Below are 26428 nucleotides of genomic sequence, written 5' to 3' on the forward strand. Positions count from 1 at the left end.
TAAGTGTCGAAACACCGTTGAGTTTAAACAGAGAAAATTATGAGCGATCGAATTGTCCGCACGATCGGTTTAACTGGGGGCATCGCCACCGGGAAAACCGCTATATCTAATTATCTGGCATATACCTATAGATTTCCGATTTTAGATGCCGATATTTACGCTCGCGAAGCTGTGCACCCAGGTTCGCCAATACTAGACTCTATTGTAGAACGATACGGTGCCGTTATTTTGCTCCCCGACGGCAATTTAAATCGGCCAGAGTTAGGAAATATTATTTTTTGTAACCCAGCCGAGCGGCAGTGGTTGGAACAACAGATTCACCCTTATGTGCGCCGCCGGTTAGTGGAGGAAACTCAAAGCTACATCGCTGCCTTAAATCTTGTATCCCCAGACACAGATGAATTAGGTACAAAAACTCAAGAAAGCGGATTTTGGGAAGGCGATCGAGAACTAGAACCAAGTATGGTTGAAAAAAAACCAGGTTTCTGGGCCCAGACTGACAGGTTGACTTTGGTGTTGGTAGTGCCGCTGCTGTTTGAAGCTAACATGACTGACTTGTGTACCGAAATTTGGGTGGTGTACTGTTCGCCCGAAGTGCAGTTACAACGGCTGATGAACCGAGACGGCTTGAGTTACGATCGAGCTAATGCACGCATTAACTCCCAGATGCCGCTAGCTAACAAGTGCCAACAAGCTGATGTTGTTTTGGATAACTCGTCAACCCTGGACTCTTTATTCCTAAAGATAGATGTGCAAATCAGATCGTAGCGTATGTTACGTGCGGCGATCGGATGTGCCATTAGCTTGTCTTTAATCGCAAGCTGCATCTAGGTATCAATAAATTATGAAGTTAATCTGAAGACTCGTAAATATTTACAATTTCAGGAATCAGATTCACCAAAATATAAATATATAGAGTGCCCAAGCTGCCCCCAGGGTACTGTGTTTTTGTGTCTTTCATCCGAGGCTGCATCTCAGTATCAATAAATTATGAAGTTAATCTGAAGACTCATAAATATTTATAACTTACGGTTTCGTTTCGTGGTTGGAAGAGTCTCGAAACAAGATTGCAAGCCTTGACTGCTGGTGGTTTCCGGCAAATAGTAGGTAACTTGAACTTATAACTGAAACAGTGAGGGAAACGAGGGGTTTTACCCCATTTGACTAAAATTCCAAAGAATGTAGGGGCCGTCAATTATCAATTGATGATTTCGCCGCAATTCAATTTTTTTTTCCTGTTTTTGCCCTGATAGCAGAGTACAGGCTGCGTATCAAGAAGTGGAAAATACGACACGGAACTCTATGATGCGCCTTTACTCTTCCATGCTGATGTCAACCCTGCTACTGAGTAGCACAGCAGTTAACGCTCAAAGCTTAGAAACCCGATCGACCTTTTTCTCTCAAGACAAACCTGCTCCCGAAATTACGAGAGTCCAAGCCAACGCTCAGATATTTTACGCAGATAACGATAAAGATACCTTGCCCGAACGAGGCAGCGGGAGATAAACCCAAACAATGGATGTTTTTGCTAAACAAAGCAAAATAAATCGGCCGATTACTTTGAGTATTTTTCCCTACTAGATCGAGGGAGATAAATAAGGAATGAGGGCATTCTTAAACGAAGAGTTAAACGCAATTACTTCCAGATTGGCTGAAGCGATGTTGGATCGGGGAGCAAAAATCTCTGAAAAAAAAACACAACACAATGAATACTACCATCAAGTTAATTTATTTGAGTACGCTATTAGTTAGCGCTCTTGTGATTCCTCAAAAACTAGCAAACTTTTCAATTGCAGAACATCAGTTCAATAAATCGCAACAACTGCTATTAGTGGCTAAAGATACCAAAAACGATGCACAAAGGTGTAGAACCTCGCCGTCTCCGGGATGTTCTCGCCGAGACTCCCACGCGATCGCAGAAACCAGACTTTTTGAGTCTTGAGACTTTCTCGACTGATGCTGATGCCGTCAGTCATCCCAATCAAAAATCAAAAATGGTACGATCGATTCATATCATGTCCGATCGATTGACCCCAATAAGCAAGGTTTGTAGTGCGGACTTCAGTCCGCTTTATGCTGCGGACACCAGGACGCACTACAAACGGTTTTTGTGATGGTAATCAACCAGACATGATATCACCCTAAAATTTCAGATTTGAGATCAAAAAAAAATAGGTAAAGCGCTAGTAGGAATCTGGCGCTTTACCTAGATATTCCACAGTTTAGAAGCTTTAGTCTTCCGCAGCTTCGCCACCAACCACGACATCCCGGATCCGCAAACTCGGGCCGCCGCAGCCCACGGGTAAACCGCTTTGTCCTCCCTTCCCGCAGCCGCCGGATTCATCCCAGTAGAAATCGTCGCCGATCGCCTCAATATCCGCTAAAGTGCTGAAAACATTACCCGAAAGAGTCACATCCCGCACCGGATTGTCCAGTTTGCCATCGCGAATCATCCAAGCTTCGCCGGCACTGAAAGTAAACATTTCGCCATTAGTCATGCCACCTTGCCAATTGCGTGCGTAAACACCCTCTTTGATCCCAGAAAATAAATCCGCAACCGGCGTATCGCCCCGTTCGATCCAAGTATTCGTCATGCGGACGATCGGCGGATAGTGATAATTTAAACAGCGAGCATTGCCCGTAGGCGTTTCTCCCAACTTACCCGCAGTTTCCCGCGAGTGCAGCCGCCCAACTAAAGCGCCGTCTTTAATTAACTGAGTCGTAGTCGCCGGAGTCCCTTCATCGTCATAGAAATAGCTGCCACGGTGTCCCTGGGGCGCAGCACCGTCGAAAATTTGCAAGTTTTTTGGCCCGAACTGGCGGCCGAGGGTCATAATTTCTAAGATGTCGGGATTTTCGTAGGCCATGTCAGCTTCCGAAAGGTGTCCGAAGGCTTCGTGGACGAACAATCCGCTGAGTATTGGGTCGATGACGACGGTGTAGGTGTTGCCTTGGACGGGGGGCAAGGCTAGGGAGTCTACCGCGCGCTGGGCGGCGCTGCGAACTTGGGTTTCAAGTTCGGTTAAATCTTCGTAAGCTTTCCGCGAACCAGTGGTTTCGCGGCCGGTTTGTACGGTTTCCCCGCTGCGGGCTGTGGCGGCAAAGCGCATTTCCATGTCTGCCCAACCTTGTTCGAGCATGGTGCCTTCGGAGGTGGCGAGGATCGTGCGCTGGGTGCTGTCGCCGTAACGCACGGAGATGGTGGCGATGCGGGGGTCTATGCTCCGCAGGATGGCTGCGTAGCGATCGCACAATTGCTTTTTCTCAATTAGCGGCACCAGACGGGGGTCTGTTCCTGTCAAAGGCAGGAAGCAAATGTCTTGTACTGGGGTGACAGGCGCGAGAATCGTTTCTTCTTCGCCGATCAGTTTGGCTGCGGCGATGGCTTCTTCGATTCTTTCGGCGAGGGTGGAAAGTCGGTTAAAACTGGCAAAGCCCCAGCCGCCTTTGTGACAAGCTCGGACTTGGCCTCCGATTGAGACTCCTTCGCTGAGGGTTTCAATTTTTTCGCCCCGCAGCAGGATGTCTGTGCCTTCGGCTTCTTCGAGTCGAATTGCTAGATAATCTACTTGGTTGCGGTAGCGTGCCATTAACTCTGACAACAGATTTTTCGAGTCGGCGATCGAGGTGGGCATAAGGAAAGCACGGTGTTTAACTGCTTTCATTTTGCACTTTTGCCAGGGCGATCGGGTGGGTTCGTCAAAAATATCGCCCGCAGCGCGGAGATTGCGACTTAATTTGTACGGTTCTGCCAATAACGATAGTTGACAAATGTGGATATCCTGTGAGTTAGGAGCAAAGCGCAAGAAATTATGCGGGATTTTTGGGTTCTGCTGGTGCTTGAATTTTTACTCCTGAACATTCCTATAAATAAATACTTCATCCTTCATACCTGGTGAAGGTGGGTTTATACCTACTGTGAATACTTACTTTTTACCGACAATCAGCGAGATTTTAGCCTCCGAGGCCTTAGAAAATGACCTCAGTCTGTTTGATGTGAAGTTGGCTGGAGAAAAAAACCGCCCGAAGTGTCCTGGGAGTCGTGCTGCTTCCCGGCCCAAAGCTGAACAGGAATGGTACGGCGCGATCGCAACTTTGAATCAAATGCTCGCGAAGCAAACACACTGTCTCTCCCCATCCCCCGTCCCCAATTCCTGTCAGGGATTGATTTTGTCGGGCCCATCTTCGGTTTTGACTGAGCCGGTTGTGGCTTCGGGCTTTGCTAATTGGATTTTTACCAGTATTCCTGACAACGATGCAGCTTTGTGGTCTTTTCGTGCTAGACAAACTTTAGCTTTGCTACCGGCCGCTGACAAGCAAAGATCCGTGCCTGCGACGGCCCCGACTTTGGCTTTGGCGATCGGCGATCCTTTGGCGAACGAACAATTTTGTGTGGTTTTAACGGCTAGTTTTAGTCTGGTGATGGTTTTGGGTGAAAATGCTGCGGGAATGCCAGCTTTTCTATTTTCCTTCGATCCGCAAGTCGTCGCCAAAGCTTGGGAAGTTTTGCGGCGCCGCGTCACTGAAAGTGAAAGTTTGCTTGCTAATTCTGACAGCGGATTGAATTTGCGATCGCACCAATTAACTCCTAATTCTACTCACGATTCTACTCAGAAATTAGATGCGCTATTCCAGCAATTTTTGCCTGTTGCTCCCAAATATCAAACAGTCACGCTGTTCGCCAGCTTGTTGTTAAATAATTTGCCTGTTGGGAAAGAGGAAGCAGGCAGGCTCAAGGATGAAAGAGTTGAGGATAGCCCCAAAGGTAGGCAAGATATCAAGTGCAAGTCTGCAATTCCTCACGCTACTAAAGAGGTGGAGTTGCTACAGGCGATCGCCCACGAAGTCCGCACTCCTTTGGCCACCATCCGCACCCTGACTCGGTTGCTGCTGAAACGCCCCAAACTCGATCCAGTGGTGGTGAAGCGTTTGGAAACCATCGATGCTGAGTGTACCGCTCAGATCGATCGCTTCGGTTTAATTTTCCGCGCCGTGGAAATGGAAATGTCGCAAGCTAAAAATTCCGCATTGCAGCTAACAGCCATGTCCCTCGGTGAAGTGCTCCAAAATAGTATTCCTCGCTGGCAAAAACAAGCGATTCAGCGCAACCACACTTTAGAAGTGATTGTGCCCCAAAAATTGCCGGCGGTAGTCAGCGATCCGACGATGTTGGATCAGGTGTTAACTAATTTGATTGAAAATTTTACTCGAACTTTGCGATCGGGGAGTCGCATTCAGGTAGAGGTGACGTTGGCAGGGAGTCAATTAAAATTGCAGTTAGAATCGGAACACTTACCTGAAGGTAACGGCGTATCGACTTTTGCAGGATCGGCGAATGCTCCTTTGCGATCGATCGGGCCTTTGCTCATGGTACAACCAGAAACAGGAAGTTTGAGCTTAAATTTGAGCGTCACTAAAAATCTATTTCGCGCTGCTGGCGGGAAGCTGGTAATTCGCCAGCGCCCCCAAAAAGGTGAGGTGATGACCGTATTTTTGCCGCTGCAATAGTTATAGCTAGAGCAATCCTAAATCATTTGTGAACTTCTTCTTACTCCTTCCCCTTAATAAGGGGAGGGTTGGGGTAGTTTTATTGTCGTCACACAAATTAGGTACGTAGTTGCGCTTCAGCGCTCTTTATAATATTAGGAAAGAGCGCTAAGACCGCAATTACGTACCTTGGCCCAAGCGCGATCCGATCTTTGAGCGATACTTTTGGTATTTTTATATATCCTATCCTGACAATAAAACCACCCTACTTAATAAGGGGAGGGTTGGGATGGGGTAAAAAATTTACGACTCCTGCAAGGATTGCTATAGAGCACAAGGCATTTCAAACAAGCGGTAGCACGATCGCAAATTCTGTTCCTTCTGCCAATAACGAATGACAAGTCAAACTTCCCCCGTGCATTTCTTCCACAATTTGTCTGCTGATTGATAAACCTAAACCAGTTCCTTTCCCAACAGCTTTCGTTGTAAATAAATGCTCGAATATTTTTGACTTCACTGACTCTGACATTCCCTTGCCATTGTCTTTAATTGCGATCGTGACACAGCCAGTCTCCTCAGACAATTGAGTTTTAATAGCAATCATATTAGGATTTATTTTGATCTGAGCAAAACTCAAACCTTGATTAGTTTCTTCCAAGCTATCGATCGCATTTGCGAGCAGATTCATAAATACCTGATTTAATTGTCCCAAATGGCAAGTTACTGGTGGAATATTACCATAATCTTTAATAACTTGAATAGCCGGACGCTGACTGTTAGCTTTCAATCGATGCTGTAAAATAGTCAAAGTGCTGTCAATTCCGTCGTGAATATTGGTAGCAACTTTTGAGTTAGTATCGGCACGGGAAAAAGTTCTGAGAGATATACTGATGTTGTGGATGCGTTCGACTCCATTTTTCATAGATGAAAGCATTTGTGGCAAATCTTCTAAAATATAATCTAACTCAATTTGCTCTGCATCTTCCTCGATTTCTTGTCCAGGATTTGGCAACTTTTGCTGATAAAGTTTTAAGTGATGAATTAAATCTTGGACGACGATGATAGATTGGTCGAGATTCCCGCTAATAAACCCAACAGGATTGTTAATTTCATGGGCAACGCCTGCCACAAGATTGCCCAGAGCAGACATTTTTTCACTTTGAATCAGTTGCAGTTGAGCTGCTTGCAAGTCTTTCAAGTATTGTTCTAGCTGTTGGGATTTTTCTTGCTCTCGCAACAAGAGTTCAGCATTGTCTTGATTGGTTTTTTGCAAATTCATGAAAGCTGTTTGGAGTTGAGCAGCCATGCTATTGAACGTCCTTGCTAAAACTCCCAGCTCGTCTTTTCTGTTGGCAGCTAATGTTAATTCTAATTGACCATCTGCCAGAGCTGTAGCAGCATTTCCAATCTCAAGAATTGGTTGAGTAATCCAGCGAACTGTTAGGATACCAACAATTGTAGAGACTACTAAGGCTGACAGGCAGAGAATGATAGTAATGCGAGTATTAGCATATATTTTATCCATAAAACTTGATTGTGGAACTACGACAACAATCAGCCAATCTATACCTCGACTGTCAGAAAATGGAGTTACTTGCACAAATTGACGATCGCCATTAATTTTAAAATCAAGTTGTTGGTTGCTTGAAATTCGATTAAACTCGTGAAAGCGTTCGCTCAAATGCTTGGCTGTCAAACTAATTATGGGAACTTTGCTGTCTCTTGCCTGAATTCGTTTAGAACTCTTGCCGTCAGCAGCGACGACAAAAGGTTGTTCAGTGGTGGAAGAAGCAATAATATATCCAGAGCGATCCACAATAAATGTTTGTCCCAATCGTCCAAATTTCACTTGTCTTAAAAACTCACTAATATCAGATAAAACTAAAGCAACTCCTAGAACTCCTACCAGTTTTCCTGACTTGTAAACTGGTAGACCGGCATCAATACTAATATTAGGAGTTGGAGCTACCCATACAGAAATTGGACTCCAGATAGCTTTGCCTTCCTTGGCTGCAACTTTGTACCAAGGTAGAGTCCGGGGATCGAAGTTAGGAGTAACTGACAGCAACTTGCCACGTTCGCCAGTATTATTGGTTTCATAATTATAAAATTTACCGCTAGCAGACTTTTCTACAATTCCCAGATTCAATGTGCGATCTGCCAATCTACCTGTCCCGATAAATTCTCCAAATTCATTACTATAATGAATGTAACTAACAGTATCAAATCTCTGCATTTGCTGCGAGAAGTAGCGTGCAAGTATTCCCCTGTCTTCTATATTTAAAATTCCGAGACTAATGGCATCTAAATTAATTTGATTGATTGTCTGAGGCTGTGCTAAAAAAGTGTTGAGATGCTGTTGAATGCGGGAAGTAACTTCGCTTCTTAGTTTGATTGCCACATCGTTAACGGCTTGTTGTCCGCTGTTAAAGGAGAGACAACCCACTATCGCTACTGTGCCGGCAATTTCTACAAGAAAAGGAACGAGCAGAGCGGTTCGGAGAGGAACTTGGCTGAAAATTCGGGAGAGAGGTAATACCATTTTAGATTTTAGATTTTAGATTTTAGATTTGGGAAAATATTATAAATTTTTAATTCCCGATCGCTGTTTTTCTAAATACTCATTTTAGTAATCTCCCGCCCGCTCAAACTCACTAGCCGATTTGATTTTTGTGGCAATGTTTTTGTTCCAGTTTCAGAGGGTATTGTCGGAGAATTGCAGAATTTTACCAGCTTCTAGGCGGGGTGAAATAAGCTGTGGAGCATTTAAATCACTAACGGGGTAAGTAGGGTGCGTCAGCCATAACACTTACGCTTAAACGGGAAACACTTCGGACTGACGCACCCTACAATCTGTTTTAAATGTTTAACAGCTTAGCGGGTCATTGTATTGATTTGGAGGTTCTACGGCATTCTACTACTTTATTTAACAATACTTCGGACATTTTTAGATCTAATCGAGTATCTCAAACCCTTGATGGCTATAGGGATGAGTATTTTTTCAATGTTTGAGTCTAGCCCTGACTTTCAAAAAAACATTAAAAATGCCAGGGCTTACGCTGTAACGCTTACAGAGTCGTTGAAAAACTGTCCGAAGTATTGTTTAATCAATTTGATTGCTTTGAAGTTACAGATCGCGATCGCAAAAGTAACGTATTTCTGTTATTGTTCGCGCTCGTCTCGAAATCTCAAAGCCTTGCCACACAGTCATCCTGCGTGCAGGACTGACTTATTATAATCTATGGCAACTGCCAATACATCCGTTAAATCTAAATTGCTCGTTGCCAAAGTTCATTTTTCCTTGTGCCATAAAAACGATCGCCCTTTTAGCAAATTCTATATTCACTGTCAACCAGCACGGTTGAGCTAGCCCGATCGGGTTAGCTCAAATGAGTGTCACTCAAAAAAGTGACTGGTAACTAACTTGTACCCCCGGTTATCAATAGATATAGCGAGGGAAAAGCAAAAAACAAAACTTTTGTGCTCGCACAACCTACTTAGATAGACACATGGAAATTTCAACTTTTGAACTCTTGGCAAAGCCCATTGCACCTCCAGTACCCACAGCACCAGAACTCACTCCCGTACTTCGCCGAGTCGTTCAAGGATACTTTCTCACCATCTCTAATCTCGAAGCGATCGACTTGCGATATCGGATTGAGTTTGCCGTTAGTTTGCCCGTACCGCCAGATCCTAATAAAATCCCGATCGACGGCGTTAACGTTCGTTTAATTATTGACGTTGAAGGCGCTAACACCTCTTTATCTCTGACTCAGATCGGATCTAGTAACAGATATCGCGGGGTTTTCACAATACCTGCTGGCAAAACTGCATCTGTTGAATTGTTACCTCTTGTGCCAGCAGTGCTCACTCCGGGTAGCCTAGAAATACGGGGATATGTCTCGCTGTTTTTGCACGCCCGCCGCTTCTTTCCAGGCCCCGTACCTCCAACCAAACCAGCCAGAGTGTTGCTGAATCCAGAAATTCGGGGTACTTTTTTGCCGAATGATTTTCCAGGTGTGCTTGGGGATCTAGACTTCGATCAAATCAATTACACTCTGGCGATCGCCAGCGGCAAAGCATTGAATGTGCTTCCTCCGGCAATCTCTGGGCCAATTATTATCGATCCACCAATCATACTGCCGGTTTTGGAAGAGTTGCGCGATGGTAATTTGGATTTAGCTAGTTCAGACGCAGACAATTCAGAAAAAGCTCAAATGCTAGTACAACTTCTGGCTGAACTTGAACCAAATGAGGCCAATTTGAAGGCGCTAAATACCGTGATGAACAAGTTCGATATTCCCGTGAAAATGTCTCACTGTTAGAAAACAAGGGAAGTATCCACCAACTTTGTAGAGTGGGAAATACGGTTCAGTTAATGCTGATTTCCCCTAGCTAAGAGGGCCGGCACGGGGGCACGGCCCCTACAAAGGGGAGTAGGGGGTGGGACAAGAAAGCTCTCAAAGTCCCCCTTCTTAAGGGGGATTTAGGGGGATCTCCGGGGCATAAATAGTCTTATCTGAACCGTATCGATCTATAGGGTGGGAAATACCTAAAATCTCTTGTATGTAGGTGCGCTCCCGCCGCGCACCTTGCCGATAGTTTGTAGTGAGGACTTCAGTCCTCACTACAAACGTTAAAAATCTAAAATGGTATGAGGATTATTCGGATGCAACCAGTATTTAAGTTTCAGCCAATTTCTTTTAGTTGGGTAGCGCTTCACCCCCAGCCAAAAGGTGTCATTCAATTTATAGGAGGTACTTTTTTTGGCACTTTTCCTACTGTATTTTATCGAGATTTCTTAAAAAAGTTGTTTGCAGATGGCTATACAATTGTTGCTTTGCCGTTTAGGTTTAGTTTTCGCCACTGGCCGATCGCAGTTAGTTTATTGCAAGAACAGGAGATACTTAGGAAAGAACTAACGGAAGTTGCGAAAAAATTGGGTTGGGAGTCGGATATTTATCAAGAGCGATCGAGCTATTTTTGGGTGGGTCACAGTTTGGGATGCAAGTACATCGCTCTTTTAGAGTTTTTAAGCGATGCCAATTGGCAAAATATTGCGAATCAATGTTATGGCCAAGATGAAAACCGACAGATTCAAAAGTTAATCTACAATAGCAGTATCGAGACACCTTCAATTAAAGGTCAACCCTCTTTATTAATTGCTCCCGATATCAGCAACACCGAGAGTGCAATTCCGATTCGAGCGCTCGCAGTGCTGTTAGACAAACTAGGTTTGGGAGTGCGGCCGACAAGAGCAGAAACTCAGTGTTTTATTGCTAGCAGTTCTTTGTTTAATTTAACTGCACTGATTTCGTTCGATCGAGATGACATAGCAGGCTCAGTTAGGGATATTGACAAAAGTTTGGAAGTACAAAAAAACAGCGATGTGCTGTGGTTGGTTGAACAGTTGAAAGCTAGAGATTTACCAGTTTTAACTCGGGAAATAGAAGGCACTCATTTATCCCCTATCGCTATCGAAACTGGCAATTATATTGTTGGTTTAAATCATTTTAATGCCTTCATCAAGCCGATTAAATACCGATTGCTTGAAGCTGAATGTGTTAAATTTTTAAGCGCTTTGAAGCTCAAGTCCGCACCCAAGGTCGATCGATAATATCACATCCGATCGCGCGATCGAGCGACTGGGCGCAATGTAATATTTTTTACACCGGAAGTTCGATCGCAAATTCTGTCCCTTCACCCACCGCAGAATGGCAGATTAACTTGCCGTTGTGGGTTTCTTCTACGATAGACTTAGCGATCGCCAATCCCAATCCCGTCCCCTTGCCAACCTCTTTCGTAGTAAACAGATGATCGAATATCCGCGATTTTACTGAGTTTGGTATACCATAGCCGTTATCTTTGATACTAATTTTTACGGTGGAAAGGTCGATCGACCTGGAAGTAGAAATAATAATTCGCCCAGGATCGGCTTCTAATTCCTCATAGGTTCGCCCAACGCACGCTGCATCCAAAGCATCGATCGCATTGGCGAGAATATTCATAAACACCTGATTTAATTGTCCGGGAAAACAATTAATCTCTGGCACATCGCCGTAGTTAGCAATCACTTCAATGGCTGGACGCAGATTATTTGCCTTGAGGCGATGGCGCAAGATCAGCACAGTGCTGTCAATACCTTCAGCCAGGTTGAATTTCTGCTTTTTATCGCTGTCGGCGCGGGAAAAAGTGCGGAGGCTTTGACTAATAGATACAATGCGATCGCCCCCATCCTTCATGGATTTAACCAGTTTGGGCAAATCTTCCCGCAGATATTCTAGATCGATCGTGTCTAGAGATGCCTCAATTGTCGGGCCGGGTTCGGGGAACTGTTGGCGATATAAATCGATCAAATCAAATAGATCGTTAATGCTATCTTCCACAGCACTAACATTACCTACAACACAAGCAATGGGATTGTTAATTTCATGAGCAACGCCCGCCACCAGTTGTCCCAGAGTGGAGAGTTTTTCTTGGTGCACCAATTGCAATTGGGCTTTCTCCAACTCATCAGTACGTTGTGCCACTCGTTGTTCTAAGGTGTCGGCGAGTTGCTTTAGACGCCAGTGAACTTTCACCCTTGCTAATACTTCCTGGGGTTCAAAAGGTTTGGTAATGTAGTCCACCGCCCCCAAGGATAAGCCTTGGATTTTATTCTCCGTATCTGCCAAAGCCGTCATAAAAATTATGGGGATACCTTGAGTAGCGGGGTCTGCTTGGAGGCGGCGGCAGGCTTCAAAACCGTCCATTTTGGGCATTTGCACGTCGAGTAAAATTAGGTCTGGGTGAGCATAGGCCACCATAGCTAGGGCTTCTTCGCCATCCATTGCCATGCGAATTTTGTAGTTGGCGGATTTCAAGGTTTTGGAGAGGACAGACAAGTTGGTTGGATTGTCATCCACAATCAAAACAAAGGAACTGCTTGAGTTAATCATAGTTTCTAATGCTACACATTAAGCGAGATACTGCTGAATAAATGCCCGTAGTTGTTTGATCTCGCACGCCTCGGCCATCTGGATAAGTTCTCGGACAAAAGCGGCATTATCCCCATCGGAAATTTGCTGGGCGACTTCTATCACTCCCTCTAAATCGCCCATTTTGGTTAGTTGAGCAAGTTGTGTCAAAATGGCGTCAGATGGTGGCTTAATTTCTTGAGCTACATCAGGATCCCAAAGTTGCTCGTCTTTGGGATCCTGATAAATCCACTCTAACTTTAAATACTTTTGCACTTGTTCTAGCAATATTTCAGCTTGAATGGGTTTGGGTAAAAAATCATTGCCGCCCGCTGTAATGCTATTGTGGCGATCGATCTCAAAGACACTAGCTGAAGAAACTAGCACGATGTGATGTTGTAGTTCTCTATGCGATCGCAATGAGTGCAAAAACTCAAACCCGTCCATGACTGGCATTGCCAAATCGGTAATAATCAAATCCGGTACAGTCTGTAAAACTTGCTGGAGTCCTTCTTGTCCGTTACTAGCTTCAATAATTGTAAAACCAATTGGTTCCAAAAGATTCAGCAATACCGAACGATTTTCCCAGCGGTCATCGATCAATAAAATTTTGCGTCGTTCTCCAGCATAGCCTACGATCGCCCCTTGTGACACAACTCTCGAATCCGCAGCCCAATCCCTAACTTCCGGCAATTGTACTTCAAAGGAAAAGGTGCTGCCTTTCCCGGAAATGCTCTCGACTTTAATTTCACTATCCATTAAGAAGACTATTTTGTGACTAATTGCTAGTCCTAGTCCGGTACCTTCGGATTGTTTTTTGGTATCACCTACCTGTTCAAACGGCTGGAATATCTTCTCTACTTGTTTGGGGGTCATGCCTACTCCGGTATCTGCGATCGCAAATCGAATTCGTGTATTTTTTCCCTCATTTACTGTATCACTTTTCTCTACTCTGAATGTCACTTGACCGCGCTCGGTAAATTTAATGGCATTGCCCAACAAGTTAATCAATACCTGCCGCAAACGCTTTTCATCGGCAAGGACTCCGATAGGTAAGTTGGCATCGGGAAGGAAATCAAAGGTAATGTCTTTTTGTTGAGCGCGAATAAAGTTGATTTCGACAATTCCCTGGAGAAAAGAAGGAAAATGGAAGGAGCTGGGATTTATTTCTAGTTTCCCCGCTTCGATTTTAGAGAGGTCAAGGATATCGTTAATTAGGGTGAGCAGGTGGGAGCCGCACTGATAGATGATGTCAATGCCATTACGTCCTTTAGAGTTGATGGATTCGTTGCGTTGCAGAATCTGAGCGTAGCCGAGGATGCCGTTGAGCGGTGTGCGGAGTTCGTGGCTCATGTTGGCGAGAAATTCGCTTTTGGCGGCGTTGGCGTTGTCGGCTGATTCCTTTGCTTGTTGCAGTTCTACGGTACGTTCGGTAACGCGAGCTTCGAGGACTGTGAATGAGGTTTTGAGTTGCACTGCCATTTGGTTGAACGATCGCCCTAACCCTTCCAATTCCTCGATGCCCTTTACTTCCACGGGGCGATCTAAGTCTCCTGCTGCGATCGCCTCGCTTGCTTTTTGGAGGCGGACAATCGGGCCAGTAATCCACCTAGATGTAAAAAATCCGATGATTGTTGCCAGGACTAGGGCGCCACAGCATAGAAGAATGGTCGATCGGGTATTAGCATTAATTTGCCTCATAAAGTCTGACTCTGGTATCGTCACCACAATCAGCCAATTCAGTCCATACCGATCTTTCCAAGGAGTGACTTGGGTAAAATAGCGCTGGTTGTTGTATTTGAATCTCAATTCGCGATTTGTCTGAATGGATTGCAAGCTGCCCGACTCTTGTTGAATTTGAGTGGCGATTGTTTGAATCAACGGCTCGGGAATGGTGAAGACTGTAAACCTTTCTACGGGATCTTTTTGTTTGTTGAGAATCGGTTTTTTGCCAGAACTTGCCACCATTCTACCATCCGGTTCAACGATGAAAACCTTCCCAGAGTGGCTAATTTTGAGACTCTTTAAAAATCTATTGATGTCGTTAAGCTGCAAATCACAGATTAAAGAAGCTAAAAATTTTCCATTCCGATCCTTGATCGGATAAATTGCTGGAACACTTATATAATCTGAGTAGTCTCCTACATTTTCACTTGCACCTCCAGCCTGTGCTTCAGCACCTGTCTGAGACACTTGAATATTGTTAGTTGCAACTCCCGAGATATCTGCCCAGAAAGGTTTTTGGGCTCGGGTTGCCTTGATATACTTGTTGTTGTCATTGAGAATGTCCAATTCGTAGGTCTGAATCAGCTTGCCACGGTTTCCTGAAACATCACTGGTGTAGTCTGATGCCTTGCCTCCGGGAAGGTTTTGATACAGGGTGATATCTTTGGGATTTAAATAGCGCCCCGCCCCAACCTCTCTGCCATCTGGCAGGGTATAACCGAAATAGCTAATCGCGGGGAAGGCTTTTGATTGTCGCCAAAAATAGAGTTCGCTGGCTTTGGGGTTATTTAGGTCAAGTTGCCCGGTAGCGATCGCATCGGCTGTCACTTGCGTTAGTTGTTGCGGCAGGGCTAGATAGCTGTCTAACTGGTTATCTACTCGCTGAGTTGCGCTATCTATCAACTGATTTGCTAGGTCATTGACTGCTTGTTCACCGTTTCTAAAGGAAAAATAACCTACTAACCCAACCGCTGCAAAGATTTGGACGACGAATGGGACAACCAGAACTGCTTGTAGCGGTAAACGACGGATGAAATGGCGATCGCCTGATTTGTTTTCCGAGGAACACATATAAAAAGTTTTGAAAAAGTTAAGTAATATGAGATTTTTTATTTATATTAAAATTTTATACATTTTTTGACCGATGCAATGTAATCTCGATCACAAAATCACCAGTGCGATCGGATATTTCTCGACCGTCTACCAGAGTTTTTGCTCCTCGTCATTAAGCGAGATATTGCTGAATAAATGCCCGCAGTTGTTTGATCTCGCACGCCTCGGCTATCTGGATAAGTTCTCGGACAAAAGCGGCATTATCCCCATCAGAAATTTGCTGGGCGACTTCCATCACTCCCTCTAAATCGCCCATTTTGGCTAGTTGAGCAAGTTGGGTTAAAATGGCGTGAGATGGCGGCTTAATTTCTTGAGCTACATCCAACTCCCAAAGTTGCTCGTCTTTGGGATCCTGATAAATCCACTCTAACTTTAAATACTTTTGCACTTGTTCTAGCAATATTTCAGCTTGGATGGGTTTGGGTAAGAAATTATTGCCCCCCGCTTTAATGCTATTGAGGCGATCGCTCTCAAAGACACTCGCTGAAGAAACCAGCACGATGTGATGTTGTAGTTCTCTATGCGATCGCAATGAGTGCAAAAACTCAAACCCGTCCATGACTGGCATTGTTAAATCGGTAATAATCAAATCCGGTGCAGTCTGTAAAACTTGCTGGAGTCCTTCTTGTCCGTTACTAGCTTCAATAATTGTAAAACCAATTGGTTCCAAAAGATTCAGCAATACCGAACGATTTTCCCAGCGGTCATCGATCAATAAAATTTTGCGTCGTTTCCCAGCATAGCCTAGGATAGTTCCCTGAGAAACAACTCTCGAATCCGCAGCCCAATCCTTCTCTTCGGGCAATTCTACTTCAAAGGAGAAGGTGCTACCTTCCCCGGAAATACTCTCGACTTTAATTTCACTACCCATCAAGGAGACAATTTTATGGCTAATTGCTAGTCCTAATCCAGTACCTTCGGATTGTTTTTTGATATCACCTACCTGTTCAAATGGCTGGAATATCTGCTCTAGTTGTTGCGGGGTAATTCCGACTCCGGTATCTTTTACTGAGAAACGGAGAGTGCAAAAATCCGGTCGATCCGTTGTTTCAACTCTCTCAACTAAGAAGGTCACGCTGCCTTGATTCGTGAATTTAATGGCATTACTCAACAGATTAATTAGTACCTGACGCAAACGCTTTTCATCCGCCAGGACTCCCATAGGTAAGTTATCATCTGGGAGAAAGTCGAAGGTAATTCCTTTTTGTTGCGCTCGAATACTGTTGATTTCTACAACGCTTTGGAGAAAGGAAGGAAAGTAGAAGGAGGCGGGATAGATTTCTAGTTTACCGGCTTCGATTTTAGAGAGGTCAAGGATATCGTTAATTAGGGTGAGAAGGTGCGAGCCGCACTGGTAGATGATGTTAACGCCGTTACTTCCTGTGGAGGTGAGGGGTTCGCTGCGTTGCAAGATTTGAGCGTAACCGAGGATGCCGTTAAGGGGTGTGCGGAGTTCGTGGCTCATATTGGCGAGAAATTCGCTTTTGGCGGCGTTGGCGTTGTCGGCTAATTCCTTTGCTTGTTGAAGCTCTACAGTACGTTCGGTAACGCGAGCTTCGAGGACTGTAAAGGATGTTTTGAGTTGCACTGCCATTTGGTTGAACGATCGCGCTAACCCTGCTAATTCTTTGATATCGTTAATTTCGACTGTGCGATCGAGTTCACCCGTGGCAATGGCTTCACTGGCTTGTTGCAATTTCATAATCGGATCGGCAATCCATTGGGAAGTATATATACCGAGAACGGTTGCCAAAACCAACGCACCCAAACAGAGGACAATTGTGGTGCGAGTGTTGGCATTGATTTGTGCCATGAAATCTGATTCTGGCACGACAATGACGCTGAGCCAATCGATACCTCGTTCGTCTTTAATGGTTGAAACTTGAACGAAATGACGGTGATTTTCCAGCATAAAATCAAGCTGTTGACCCTGTGCAATGGTGTTAAAAGTACCCAATCGATCGACTATTGCTTGGGCTGTCGCACGAATTACAGGACTTTCAGACTTGAGGGCTGGAATTTGTTGCAAATCTTTTTTTTTGCGATCTATAATATAAGGCTCTTCGATCGTGGAACTTGCAATCAGGTTGCCCGATCGATCGATAATAAACGTTTGTCCTGTTTGACCAACCTTTAGCTGGCTGAGAAAGTTATGAATCTTGTCAATCCGAAAAATACTGTTTACAACTGCTAATAACGTACCATCGCTATTATAGATTGGCAGGGATATACCTATTGTGGCCGTCTTATTCAATGCACCGAGGAAAGGATGAGATGTCCAGGTTGGTTTTCCGGCTTTTTGTGCATTTTTATACCAAGGTCGCATTCGGGGGTCAAACTTTGCTTGAGTTTCTATCAGGGCAGTTCTTTGACCTTGATGATTAAGTTGATAGATTTTGCGCTGAGGTAAATCTGCTTTTTGGTTGACAGCAGCCAAGATGTCTCCATTCACTAACTCTTCTACTAAAATGCTCGTACCATCAGCCATAGCAAGCTGCATAAATTCGACCGTATCTTGGCTGACTAACTGCCAAAAAGTTCGTTCCAGTTTCGTGACATCTGTTAGATTTAGCTGATTTTCTTGAGCCGCAGCCACGATTGTTTGTCCGACAAGATAAGGTTTTTCTAAGTAGTTAAGAACTTGTAAATTGAGGCGATCGCTAATCTCTTGACGCAACTGACTGGAAACATCATTTACTGCTTGCTGTCCGTTACGCAGCGACAGATAACCAGTCAGTCCGACTGCGGCAAAGATTTGCAAGACAAACGGAACTACGAGTACAAGTCGTAAAGGTAGAGTTTTAGCGGGATGAGCCTTTGACTCGATCATGGTTAGTAGGTTTTAAATTTCAGATTGGAGATTTTGAGATTTTCCCAAAATTATGCAACAGTATTTGTCGGGCGCCCAGCTACGAACAATCTTTCAGATTTAATCTAGAATCTCATAGATTCGCACCTTACACGTTGGGCAGAATAAACTAAAACAACAATTATATTGTACCAAGCTTTTTTGTCAACGGTATTACTTACAGCATTGAATCTGGGATCTTGAAGTTTAGTCTTCAAATCCTGCGTTTACCGACATCGTACCCTGAGCTTTGCCACCAATGCTTCGATCGCTATCCCCTATTTTAAGTTTCGATCGCAAGCCATTTTATTAACTTTTATATATTGCCTTTAATTGGGATCGAGATTATAAACTCAGTACCTTCCCCTAGGGTGGAATTAACCTTGATACTACCTTGATGAGTTTCTTATACGATCTGTCGGGCGATCGCCAATCCCAATCTCGTCCCCTTGCCAACCTCTTTGGTAGTAAACAAGTGGTCTAATATCCGCAATTTCACTGACTCAGGTATACCAGGGTCGTTATCTTTGACCCGAATTACTACTGTTTGTAGGTCGATCGACCTGGAAGTACAAATCATAATTCGCGCAATTACTTTTTTTATTATTTTTGATCTAACTATTATAATCTAGTAATTATCCAATAATGCCAGTAAAAATACTTAAAAAAATCACAAAAATGATACCCAGTAAGCCGTTAATAGTTAACCAAATTTGGTTAACTATTAACACTAAGTGTAATGGGGTTAGTCGAATCAGTTCATTCTGGCTGTCAAGGCATCTCGTGCTTGTTCTCGATCGTCAAAATGGACTTTTTCGGTGCCTAAAATCTGATAATCTTCGTGTCCTTTGCCTGCAATCAGCACGCCATCTCCGGGTTTAGCGTCCATAATAGCAGTGCGAATTGCTGCGGCGCGATCGCACATCACGACCGGTTTTACCTCAGCGGGAATGCCTGCGAGCACATCTTCCAAAATGCGATCGGGATTTTCGGTACGCGGATTGTCGGAGGTAACAACCGCTAAGTCGGCTAACTCTGCCACGATTTTACCCATGATCGGGCGTTTCGTGCGATCGCGATCGCCACCGCAACCAAACACACAAATCATTTGACCGGGAATAAACGGCCGCGAAGCCTTCAACAAGTTCTCCAAACTATCTGGAGTGTGCGCGTAATCGACAATTACACTAATATCTTGATCGGAACTAATTTGCACCCGTTCCATCCGTCCGGGCACTCCCGAAAACAGAGCTAATTTCTCCACAATTGCGGACAAATCTAAACCCAATTCTAAAACCGCACCGACAGCAGCCAGCATATTCGATAAATTGAACTGACCGACTAAAGGCAAAACAAAAGCAGTTTCGCCCTTGGGAGTGTGCAACATTCCCTTAACTCCATTGGGCTGATATTGCAAATCAAAAGCATACAAATCAGCAGTTTTGTCCGTAGTGCTGTAACTCCATACTTGCTCGGATTTGAGGCTTTCAACAATCCGCCGTCCGTAGGAGTCGTCAATATTAATTACAGCGCGATTTGTGAGATAATTTTGACTAAACAAAAGCGACTTTGCCTCAAAATAATCCTCCATATCGCGGTGATAATCGAGATGATCTTGAGTCAAGTTGGTAAACACAGCAACTTCAAAAGTACAGCCCAAGACTCGCTGCTGTGCTAAAGCATGGGAACTGACTTCCATCACCCCGTGTTTGCATCCAGCGGTTACAGCTTCTGCTAGCTGTTTTTGCAAGTCGATCGCAAAAGGTGTAGTGTAAAGTGCAGTTTGTTGAAAACCCGGCCAGCGAGTGTAAAGCGTGCCGAAAATTGCTGCCGGCAACTGCATTTGATTGAGCAAAAATTCGATTAAATGAGTTGTTGTAGTTTTGCCGTTAGTCCCAGTAACGCCGACAAGTTTTAATTTGCTAGCAGGATTGCCGTAAAATGCGGTGGCTATTTGACCGCAAATTTGAGCCATGTCGGTTGCCACAATCACGCAGGTATCCCCGTCTTGGGGGGGTGTTTTCTCGGCGGCTTGAGTGGAAATTATGGCGGCAATTGCACCGCTGGCGATCGCACTTTGCCAAAAATCTCCGCCGTCTACCCGCGTCCCCGGCATTCCCAAAAACAAATCCCCCGCCTGACAAGCATGGGAATTAGTAGATAAACCCTTGACTTCGGCATCGAGAGCCCGATGTTGGGTGTCAAAGGAAATGCCAGGAAGTGTTGCTAATAATTCTCTCAATTTCATCTGAAAAACTCCTCATAAAAATCAATACGGGATGCGGGAAACTCAGAGACTTCAGTCCTGAGAGGAAAGCGACGCGAGGGACTTTCAGTCCCCGTCAGTCTTAAAATGCGTAACTGTAGCCATCTTTTCTGTGAACTATTTTGCAGTATTTATGGCTAATCCCTTGCACCAATCCTGATGCTGAGATATTGAACGAACCCGTCGTTCTAACCGCAACCCGACCAACATATTCACCTATTTTCTTGCCACTGGTAACGACTGATTTTACAATGTCACCAGTTTGAAAACCTTTAACAAACTTGTTTTGAGGAACGTACCGAGATGGAAAGCCAAACCTGTCTGTGCGACACATTTGACGAGTTCCGTGTCCAGTTGCTTTGATTAGCAGTGGTTTGTTTGTTAACACCTCTAGCGATTCAATTTGACCGATCGCCCGTGCAGCATCAAGCCAATGAGTTTTAGGTAATTGTAGTCTAGTACGATTGAACTTAGTCAGTCCCCCCGAACCAGTCACAACAGGCAACCCCGTTTCTCTCAGTCGAGAGAACAGCGCCCATCGGGTCGAATTCACGGCAGCAGCGTCTTTAAGTGGACGTTTGGCTTGTGCAATAATCTGTTTCAAAATGTCAGGTTTCTTGGCTAAGAATTGCTCAATATTTTGAGTGCCTTTCTTGAGATTGCATTTCTCGCAAGCAAGGCAAAGATTAGAGATTCGATTGCTTCCACCTTTGGCTTTGGGATGAATGTGCTCAACCTGCAAAGGTACATTTTCAGTGCCACAGTAAGCGCATTTCCTGTTCCATTTGTCAAGCAAATATTGCCGAACTTCGTAGCCTTGTAGCTCGCCTTGCTGGTATTCAATGCCTGAAATTTCAGGATTTTCTAATTGTTGCAGGTCAAATCTGACCAGCTCTTGAACAATTAAGTCGATAGGTACCAGTCTGCGTAATTTGTTGACCCAAGTCAAGGTTGTTTCTACGCGATGCTGCAAAGATGGTGCTAACCAACCTTTTTTGCGGGTGCGGTTTAAAAACCTTGCTTGGCGGTAGCGAGTATGACGGTTTCGCCTTCCTCGACGCAGTGAACGACGAGAATCAAGACTTGCTTTGATAGCTTGACCGCGATGGGTTAGTTCAGCTCCAAAAATAACTTTTTCGCCTTGCAGTAAAGCGATGCCAGTAGTCTTAGAACCTGGATCTAACTTGAGACTAATTGATTCAACAGTTCCTGTTACCGCTTTTTTGAGAATAATGGTACACGGGAATCTTCTGAAAACAGCCGCTTTACCAGCGATTAATAACTTACGAGCCATTGATGGCTTGCAAGGTGTGAGTGGTTTCTTGTTTGCATCAAGTACGAAAATAAAATTGGACATTTTTGTGTCCTTCCACTTGCGTGTAATGTTAGCTTCGCCAATGTTATAAGAGCTTGTTAGACCTGCAATACTGCCTCAGTGACTTTAAGACTGTTTAATTGCAGATGACAGAGCAAGGAACTAGCTTCGCATTCGCTTGGTGTCGTGACTCAAATAACGTAGCCTGTTAAGACCTAGGCTGGTCAGCACAGCTTGCAATTTCTTACAAGCTCAGTCTATGAGAGAGCTGAGTTACTGACATTATTCTGATCGATCGATTTGCAAATATTTCTGTAACATTTGCTCCAATTGTGGAACTGTACAGCGGGGAGAAGGACGAGGTAATTGTTCTGCGGGGGAAAATGCAGCATCGCCACCAGAACTTTTTTCTTGGGACTCCACTTTAAACAAAACTGGCACTTCGTACTGGTAAGCTTGAAACCAGTCATCACGTTCGGTAATGTCTCGTACTTCCAATTGAAACTTGAGGCTTTCAATCTGTTCGAGTTTTTCTTGCAACCCTTCGCACAAGTGGCATCCGGGTTTGCTGTACAAAATCAATCGCATCATCAGAGTACAATTAAACTTGATGTTAAATTCTCGAAAGTGCAAAAAGTGCGATCGGAAGTTGGCGAACCAGACTTCGCAAAAAGCCAGCCCCGGCATGATTGACCTCAACGCACGATCGAGGCTATCTTAGCATTGGTGGCGAACCGATTACTACAATTTGCCATCTCAATACAAATGCCAGCCGATCGAACCCTACACTTTTTCTGTAAAAAATGCAAATTACGCCGGAAATATCTTGCCGAATTAAATTATTGCGTCTGCCTCTAATCGTTGGGATTGTTACTATTCACTCGTCCATCAATTCTGTGGGATATGCTGACAAATTTTTCCAGACGTTGGTTGCCGGGACTTGGGGCGGTTCTTGCGTGGCTTTTTTGTTCATGCTTTCAGGCTTCCTGTTTTTCAGGAATTTTAATTTATCGCTGAATTCTTACAAGGAAAAGCTCCAATCTCGGTTTTGGACTCTCCTGGTTCCCTATTTGTTTTGGAACTTGGCTTTATTGACACTGGTGTTAATTGTCATCAACGTACCGGCAACGAGTGGAATTATCCAAGGGCATTACAAAAAATATATTGGAGACTACAGTTTTGCCAACTTTATAGATTGTTTGACCGGATATAAAAGCCTTTATCCGATCGCATTTCATTTCTGGTACGTCCGGGATTTGATGGCGATGGTGATTCTATCTCCGGTATTTTTGCTGATTGCTAGAAAGATACCTTATCTAGGTATAGCTTTGTTTGCCACGCCTTGGTTGCTGGATTTTCAAATTGGTTTTAGCATCCAGTGGTTGGGGCCGTTGTTCTTTTATTTGGGATGTCTGATTGCTGTTCAAAAATTGGATATAACTTGGCTCGACCGACAAAAAAGTGCGATTATCGGTATATACTTAGGGATGGCTCTTGTGCTGGCAATAACCCAAACAGCCGATATTAAAACTTTCCAACACCAGTTAGAATGCGGCACGAGAGTAATGGGTACGGCGGCGATTTGGTGCGCTTCAGATTTGGTGTCGGGAAAGCTAGAAAAAGCCTGTTTTAATTTTTCTGGTTTGGCATTTTTTGTTTATGCTATTCACGAACCGACGGTAACAGTTTTTAAGGAAGTTTTTAACAAGTTGTCAAAGCCTTCCAATTCGATAACTGTCATTGTATACTATTTATTGACAATCATTCTGGCAACTTTAATAACGCTGGCGGTGGGGAGTTTTTTACAAAGGTATACGCCTAAGTTCTTTCAAACGATCACAGGTGCAAGGGGATAATCAGTTGACAGTTGACAGTTGACAGTTGACAGTTGACAGCGACCTCTCTCTTTTCGGGAGAAATGATATCAAATCTGGTAACATCGTAGGAGCATCTCTGTTTTGCAAAAAGCATTTTTTATTTTTTTTATATAGTGCGAGCGTCCCCGCTCGCGAGTTGTAGAATACGCGAGCGGGGACGCTTGCACTGAGATGCTCCCACCATTCTCCTGTATTCAGATCTCTATTCTCTCCCTCTGTGTCCTCGGGTGCATCTAGTTTTTGAAGCCTGAAGAAGCATGACCGCATATAAGTTATTAGTTATCATTCCATATTGATTGCGGTCATGCTTCGCCCCTACAGATATATTTGCCTTGCGCCAGATACACCCGTGTCCTCTGTGTTCTCTGCGGTTAAATCATTCCCTTGACTAATGAATCAAGCTTCAGTATAGTGTACAAATAGCCCTACGAAAAGACCGAGGCATTATGGACTGTACCGAATACGCAGAAGCTAAGCGAAAATCAGCCAAAAAAATTAGCGCCGATATTCGAGAACGCTGGAACAATCGCATTGTCACGCGGGGATTGCACTTAATGGGTGAAGCAGGGGCAGTGCAGTATTTAGCTGATTACGGGCGCGGAATTGGTACGGCAAAAGTTATTAGTTTTGCACTGTGTGCGGAGTCGGAAGGATACCCGGAAATTGCGATCGGCTTTTGGAAAAGAGCGTTTGAATTGGAAACCGGAGAAAAGCCGACTAAAAACACTCCAAACAACTCTACCACCAATCCTGCTCCGGCGGCAAAATCAAAGGCTGCGGCCAAAGTTGAGACTGTCAACAATCCGATTGTCCCGGAATTACCTCCGCACTTGCAGCCGGGAAGGATTGTGACGATGCAGCCGGTTGACGCGCCCAGCGAACGTTCTTATTACATCGAAAATGCCGATTATTGGGGACAGCCAAAACGCGATGGCAATCGAGTGGTGGTGGTGGCGACGCCAGATAAAGTATACTACCAATCGCGATCGACAAACCTGCGACAACAAGCGTCAATTGCGATCGATCGCACTTTAGCCGACACAGCAGCTAAAATTGGCATCTTTGTTTTAGACGGCGAACTGTATTACAAAAGCTGTACGGGCAGCGAACACCGCACGGGCGCCCAAGCTGCTACAGTTAATATTGAAAGGGGTTTTCCGACAACTCAGCCAACGGCAGTTTATGCCATTTTTAAAGCTTTGTTTTTCAAGGGAAATGACCTGACCAAAACCGCCGAATCTGAAAGAATTGCCGCCGGAGTTGAAGTTGGCGAAATGCTAGTGAGTTTATCTACGGAATTTGAAATTGTACCGACATCTCGCACCGCAGGCGAAAAACTTTTACTGGCGCAGCAGCAGGAAGCTGAAAACAGAGAAGGCGAAGTTTGGGTTTTGCACAACAGCCTCTATGTCGGCGGCAAAGATGTTAAGAAATTTCCGATGGTGAGGACTAAATACTGTCAGGAATATGATTTATTTATTGTCGGGTTGACTCCGACAAAAGTGGCGGGGCGGCCGTTTAGTGCGATCGAAGTTGCACAAGAAATCAATGGCAAGTTAGTACCGATCGGAACAGTGGGAACGGGCTTTAGCAGCGGGGAAATGCTAGAAATTGCCCGACTGTACGAGGCGAACCCTCGCGGAATCAAAATCAAAGTGCGATCGCAAGGATTGACAGAAAGTGGCAAACTGTGGCACGCCCGATTTTTGGAAATTTGTTAAATTTGTAGGGAAACTGCACTGCCATTTCCCATCCGGGTATGCGATTATAAACCAATAGTATCAAATAGAATCTAGGAAAAAAAATCAATGTTTGTCAGCAAAAATAATTTCCACATCTCCCCAGAAGAGTATCTAGAAGGCGAACGAGTCAGCCCCATCAAACACGAATATAGACGCGGACACGTTTATGCAATGACTGGTGCAAAAAAGCCCCATATCGTTATTTCTAGCAACTTAGTAAGGCGGCTAGGAAATCATCTTGATGGTACTGACTGCATCGTTCTCACGTCAGATATAAAAGTCCGATTGGAAGAGGCAGATTGTTATTATTACCCCGATATAGCAGTTACTTGCGACGAAAAAGAGATAAATTCCACTGAGGATTTTATCCTGTATCCGTCTTTGATTGTGGAAGTCTTGTCGCCGTCAACAGCAAACTTTGATAGGGGCGATAAATTTGCAGATTACCAAACTGCATCGAGTTTGCAAGAATACGTACTCATCACTCAATCGGAAATCCAAATTGAATGTTTTCGACTCAATCCTGAGGGGAATTGGGTTTCTCAGATTTACCGACAAGGAGATGAGTTAGAATTAACGAGTATAAATTTTCGCTGCCCGATTGCCCAAATTTATCAAAAAGTTCCAGGTATTATATGATGAAATATGAAAGCAGATCCTCTGTACTTTACAAAAATCTTAAACCTGGTTCGATCGTTCGGACTTTAGTCCTTCTTCAGAATCCAAAGAAGGACTGAAGTCCGAACGATCGAACCTAAATTAAGTCCTCACGTTGAAAAGTATAAATTTTCGCTGCCCGATTGCCCAAATTTATCAAAAAGTTCCAGGTATTATATGATGAAATATGAAAGATTTTTTTCAACCCCGAAATCCTTTGGTTCGTACCTTCGGACAAACCTTAAAACGCTGCTGTCCAGAGGCACTTAACTTGCTAAATTCCGGTGCCATCGAAACAGAAATCGACTTATTTAAAAAACGTATCGGCTCAATAAGTAGGGGTAGCAGTTAATCTGGCTGCCAAGACAATCCCAAGGGATAAAGAGCAGATTTGGAGCGAATAATAGTGGACAGAGAGGGAATAACTCCAAGTTGAGAAATT

General features: G+C 44.3%; 19 protein-coding genes. 10 read left to right on the forward strand and 9 right to left on the reverse strand.

The annotated features are described in order from the left end of the window. Positions 1-39 precede the first annotated feature (39 nt). The 3 genes from coaE to QZ938_RS26585 all read left to right on the forward strand — a co-directional run bounded on the left by coaE (position 40) and on the right by QZ938_RS26585 (position 2114). Positions 40-768 carry a dephospho-CoA kinase gene (gene coaE, locus QZ938_RS26575; RefSeq protein WP_293354487.1) on the forward strand — a complete coding sequence of 243 codons (729 nt, stop codon included), beginning with the start codon at positions 40-42 and terminating at the stop codon, positions 766-768. A 534-nt stretch (positions 769-1302) separates the two neighbouring features. Further along, positions 1303-1506, forward strand: a complete 204-nt coding sequence (locus QZ938_RS26580; RefSeq protein ID WP_293151754.1) for a hypothetical protein — start codon at positions 1303-1305, stop codon at positions 1504-1506. Between the two features lie 347 nt (positions 1507-1853). Then, the gene (locus tag QZ938_RS26585) at positions 1854-2114 is read left to right on the forward strand and encodes a hypothetical protein (protein ID WP_293354489.1); all 261 of its coding nucleotides are present in this window, start codon (positions 1854-1856) and stop codon (positions 2112-2114) included. Between the two features lie 117 nt (positions 2115-2231). On the opposite strand, the gene QZ938_RS26590 is transcribed toward QZ938_RS26585, so the two are convergent. Continuing rightward, positions 2232-3635, reverse strand: coding sequence for a TldD/PmbA family protein (locus tag QZ938_RS26590; RefSeq protein ID WP_293354511.1), 1404 nt, complete (start codon positions 3633-3635; stop codon positions 2232-2234). Between the two features lie 283 nt (positions 3636-3918). On the opposite strand from QZ938_RS26590, the gene QZ938_RS26595 reads away from it, so the two are divergent. Beyond that, positions 3919-5508, forward strand: a complete 1590-nt coding sequence (locus QZ938_RS26595) for a HAMP domain-containing sensor histidine kinase (protein WP_293151750.1) — start codon at positions 3919-3921, stop codon at positions 5506-5508. 322 nt (positions 5509-5830) lie between these two features. Here the strand turns inward: QZ938_RS26595 and QZ938_RS26600 are convergent, their stop codons facing one another. Further along, a complete protein-coding gene (locus QZ938_RS26600; RefSeq protein WP_293354491.1) occupies positions 5831-8029 on the reverse strand; it encodes an ATP-binding protein in 2199 nt (732 codons plus the stop codon). Positions 8030-8996: 967 nt separating this feature from the next. On the opposite strand from QZ938_RS26600, the gene QZ938_RS26605 reads away from it, so the two are divergent. Continuing rightward, positions 8997-9812, forward strand: a complete 816-nt coding sequence (locus QZ938_RS26605; protein WP_293151744.1) for a hypothetical protein — start codon at positions 8997-8999, stop codon at positions 9810-9812. A 344-nt stretch (positions 9813-10156) separates the two neighbouring features. Continuing rightward, entirely contained in the window at positions 10157-11104 is a 948-nt protein-coding gene (locus tag QZ938_RS26610) for a DUF1350 family protein (protein WP_293193324.1), read from the forward strand. Positions 11105-11153: 49 nt separating this feature from the next. Here the strand turns inward: QZ938_RS26610 and QZ938_RS26615 are convergent, their stop codons facing one another. From QZ938_RS26615 to QZ938_RS26645, 7 genes are all read right to left on the reverse strand, one after another. After that, positions 11154-12425 carry a response regulator gene (locus QZ938_RS26615; protein WP_293354493.1) on the reverse strand — a complete coding sequence of 424 codons (1272 nt, stop codon included), beginning with the start codon at positions 12423-12425 and terminating at the stop codon, positions 11154-11156. 18 nt (positions 12426-12443) lie between these two features. Then, on the reverse strand, positions 12444-15239 hold the full coding sequence (locus QZ938_RS26620) for a hybrid sensor histidine kinase/response regulator (protein ID WP_293354495.1): 2796 nt from the start codon (positions 15237-15239) through the stop codon (positions 12444-12446). A 154-nt stretch (positions 15240-15393) separates the two neighbouring features. Then, positions 15394-18111, reverse strand: a complete 2718-nt coding sequence (locus QZ938_RS26625; protein WP_293354497.1) for a hybrid sensor histidine kinase/response regulator — start codon at positions 18109-18111, stop codon at positions 15394-15396. A gap of 424 nt (positions 18112-18535) precedes the next feature. Then, positions 18536-18709, reverse strand: coding sequence for an ATP-binding protein (locus tag QZ938_RS26630; protein WP_293151729.1), 174 nt, complete (start codon positions 18707-18709; stop codon positions 18536-18538). A 174-nt stretch (positions 18710-18883) separates the two neighbouring features. After that, positions 18884-20377, reverse strand: coding sequence for a UDP-N-acetylmuramoyl-L-alanyl-D-glutamate--2,6-diaminopimelate ligase (locus tag QZ938_RS26635; RefSeq protein WP_293354499.1), 1494 nt, complete (start codon positions 20375-20377; stop codon positions 18884-18886). Positions 20378-20477: 100 nt separating this feature from the next. Then, on the reverse strand, positions 20478-21752 hold the full coding sequence (gene iscB, locus QZ938_RS26640) for an RNA-guided endonuclease IscB (RefSeq protein ID WP_293354501.1): 1275 nt from the start codon (positions 21750-21752) through the stop codon (positions 20478-20480). Between the two features lie 240 nt (positions 21753-21992). Next, the gene (locus QZ938_RS26645; RefSeq protein WP_293151810.1) at positions 21993-22298 is read right to left on the reverse strand and encodes a glutaredoxin family protein; all 306 of its coding nucleotides are present in this window, start codon (positions 22296-22298) and stop codon (positions 21993-21995) included. A gap of 215 nt (positions 22299-22513) precedes the next feature. On the opposite strand from QZ938_RS26645, the gene QZ938_RS26650 reads away from it, so the two are divergent. The 4 genes from QZ938_RS26650 (at position 22514) to QZ938_RS26665 (ending at position 26338) form a co-directional block, all read left to right on the forward strand. Further along, positions 22514-23566, forward strand: coding sequence for an acyltransferase (locus QZ938_RS26650; RefSeq protein ID WP_293354503.1), 1053 nt, complete (start codon positions 22514-22516; stop codon positions 23564-23566). A 467-nt stretch (positions 23567-24033) separates the two neighbouring features. Beyond that, positions 24034-25308 carry an ATP-dependent DNA ligase gene (locus QZ938_RS26655; protein WP_293354505.1) on the forward strand — a complete coding sequence of 425 codons (1275 nt, stop codon included), beginning with the start codon at positions 24034-24036 and terminating at the stop codon, positions 25306-25308. Between the two features lie 87 nt (positions 25309-25395). Continuing rightward, positions 25396-25968 (forward strand): Uma2 family endonuclease, encoded by a 573-nt coding sequence (locus tag QZ938_RS26660; protein WP_293354507.1) that lies wholly within the window; start codon positions 25396-25398, stop codon positions 25966-25968. 205 nt (positions 25969-26173) lie between these two features. Next, on the forward strand, positions 26174-26338 hold the full coding sequence (locus QZ938_RS26665) for a hypothetical protein (protein WP_293354509.1): 165 nt from the start codon (positions 26174-26176) through the stop codon (positions 26336-26338). Positions 26339-26428: the final 90 nt, after the last annotated feature.

The organism is Microcoleus sp. CAWBG27, assembly GCF_020883145.1.
GTDB lineage: Bacteria > Cyanobacteriota > Cyanobacteriia > Cyanobacteriales > Microcoleaceae > Microcoleus.

Coding starts and splice junctions, on each gene's coding strand:
- coaE (WP_293354487.1), top strand. CDS start 40: ATGAGCGATCGAATTGTCCGCACGATCGGTTTAACTGGGGGCATCGCC.
- QZ938_RS26580 (WP_293151754.1), top strand. CDS start 1,303: ATGATGCGCCTTTACTCTTCCATGCTGATGTCAACCCTGCTACTGAGT.
- QZ938_RS26585 (WP_293354489.1), top strand. CDS start 1,854: ATGCACAAAGGTGTAGAACCTCGCCGTCTCCGGGATGTTCTCGCCGAG.
- QZ938_RS26590 (WP_293354511.1), bottom strand. CDS start 3,635: ATGCCCACCTCGATCGCCGACTCGAAAAATCTGTTGTCAGAGTTAATG.
- QZ938_RS26600 (WP_293354491.1), bottom strand. CDS start 8,029: ATGGTATTACCTCTCTCCCGAATTTTCAGCCAAGTTCCTCTCCGAACC.
- QZ938_RS26605 (WP_293151744.1), top strand. CDS start 8,997: ATGGAAATTTCAACTTTTGAACTCTTGGCAAAGCCCATTGCACCTCCA.
- QZ938_RS26610 (WP_293193324.1), top strand. CDS start 10,157: ATGCAACCAGTATTTAAGTTTCAGCCAATTTCTTTTAGTTGGGTAGCG.
- QZ938_RS26615 (WP_293354493.1), bottom strand. CDS start 12,425: ATGATTAACTCAAGCAGTTCCTTTGTTTTGATTGTGGATGACAATCCA.
- QZ938_RS26620 (WP_293354495.1), bottom strand. CDS start 15,239: ATGTGTTCCTCGGAAAACAAATCAGGCGATCGCCATTTCATCCGTCGT.
- QZ938_RS26625 (WP_293354497.1), bottom strand. CDS start 18,111: ATGATCGAGTCAAAGGCTCATCCCGCTAAAACTCTACCTTTACGACTT.
- QZ938_RS26630 (WP_293151729.1), bottom strand. CDS start 18,709: ATGATTTGTACTTCCAGGTCGATCGACCTACAAACAGTAGTAATTCGG.
- QZ938_RS26635 (WP_293354499.1), bottom strand. CDS start 20,377: ATGAAATTGAGAGAATTATTAGCAACACTTCCTGGCATTTCCTTTGAC.
- iscB (WP_293354501.1), bottom strand. CDS start 21,752: ATGTCCAATTTTATTTTCGTACTTGATGCAAACAAGAAACCACTCACA.
- QZ938_RS26645 (WP_293151810.1), bottom strand. CDS start 22,298: ATGCGATTGATTTTGTACAGCAAACCCGGATGCCACTTGTGCGAAGGG.
- QZ938_RS26650 (WP_293354503.1), top strand. CDS start 22,514: ATGCAAATTACGCCGGAAATATCTTGCCGAATTAAATTATTGCGTCTG.
- QZ938_RS26655 (WP_293354505.1), top strand. CDS start 24,034: ATGGACTGTACCGAATACGCAGAAGCTAAGCGAAAATCAGCCAAAAAA.
- QZ938_RS26660 (WP_293354507.1), top strand. CDS start 25,396: ATGTTTGTCAGCAAAAATAATTTCCACATCTCCCCAGAAGAGTATCTA.
- QZ938_RS26665 (WP_293354509.1), top strand. CDS start 26,174: ATGAAAGATTTTTTTCAACCCCGAAATCCTTTGGTTCGTACCTTCGGA.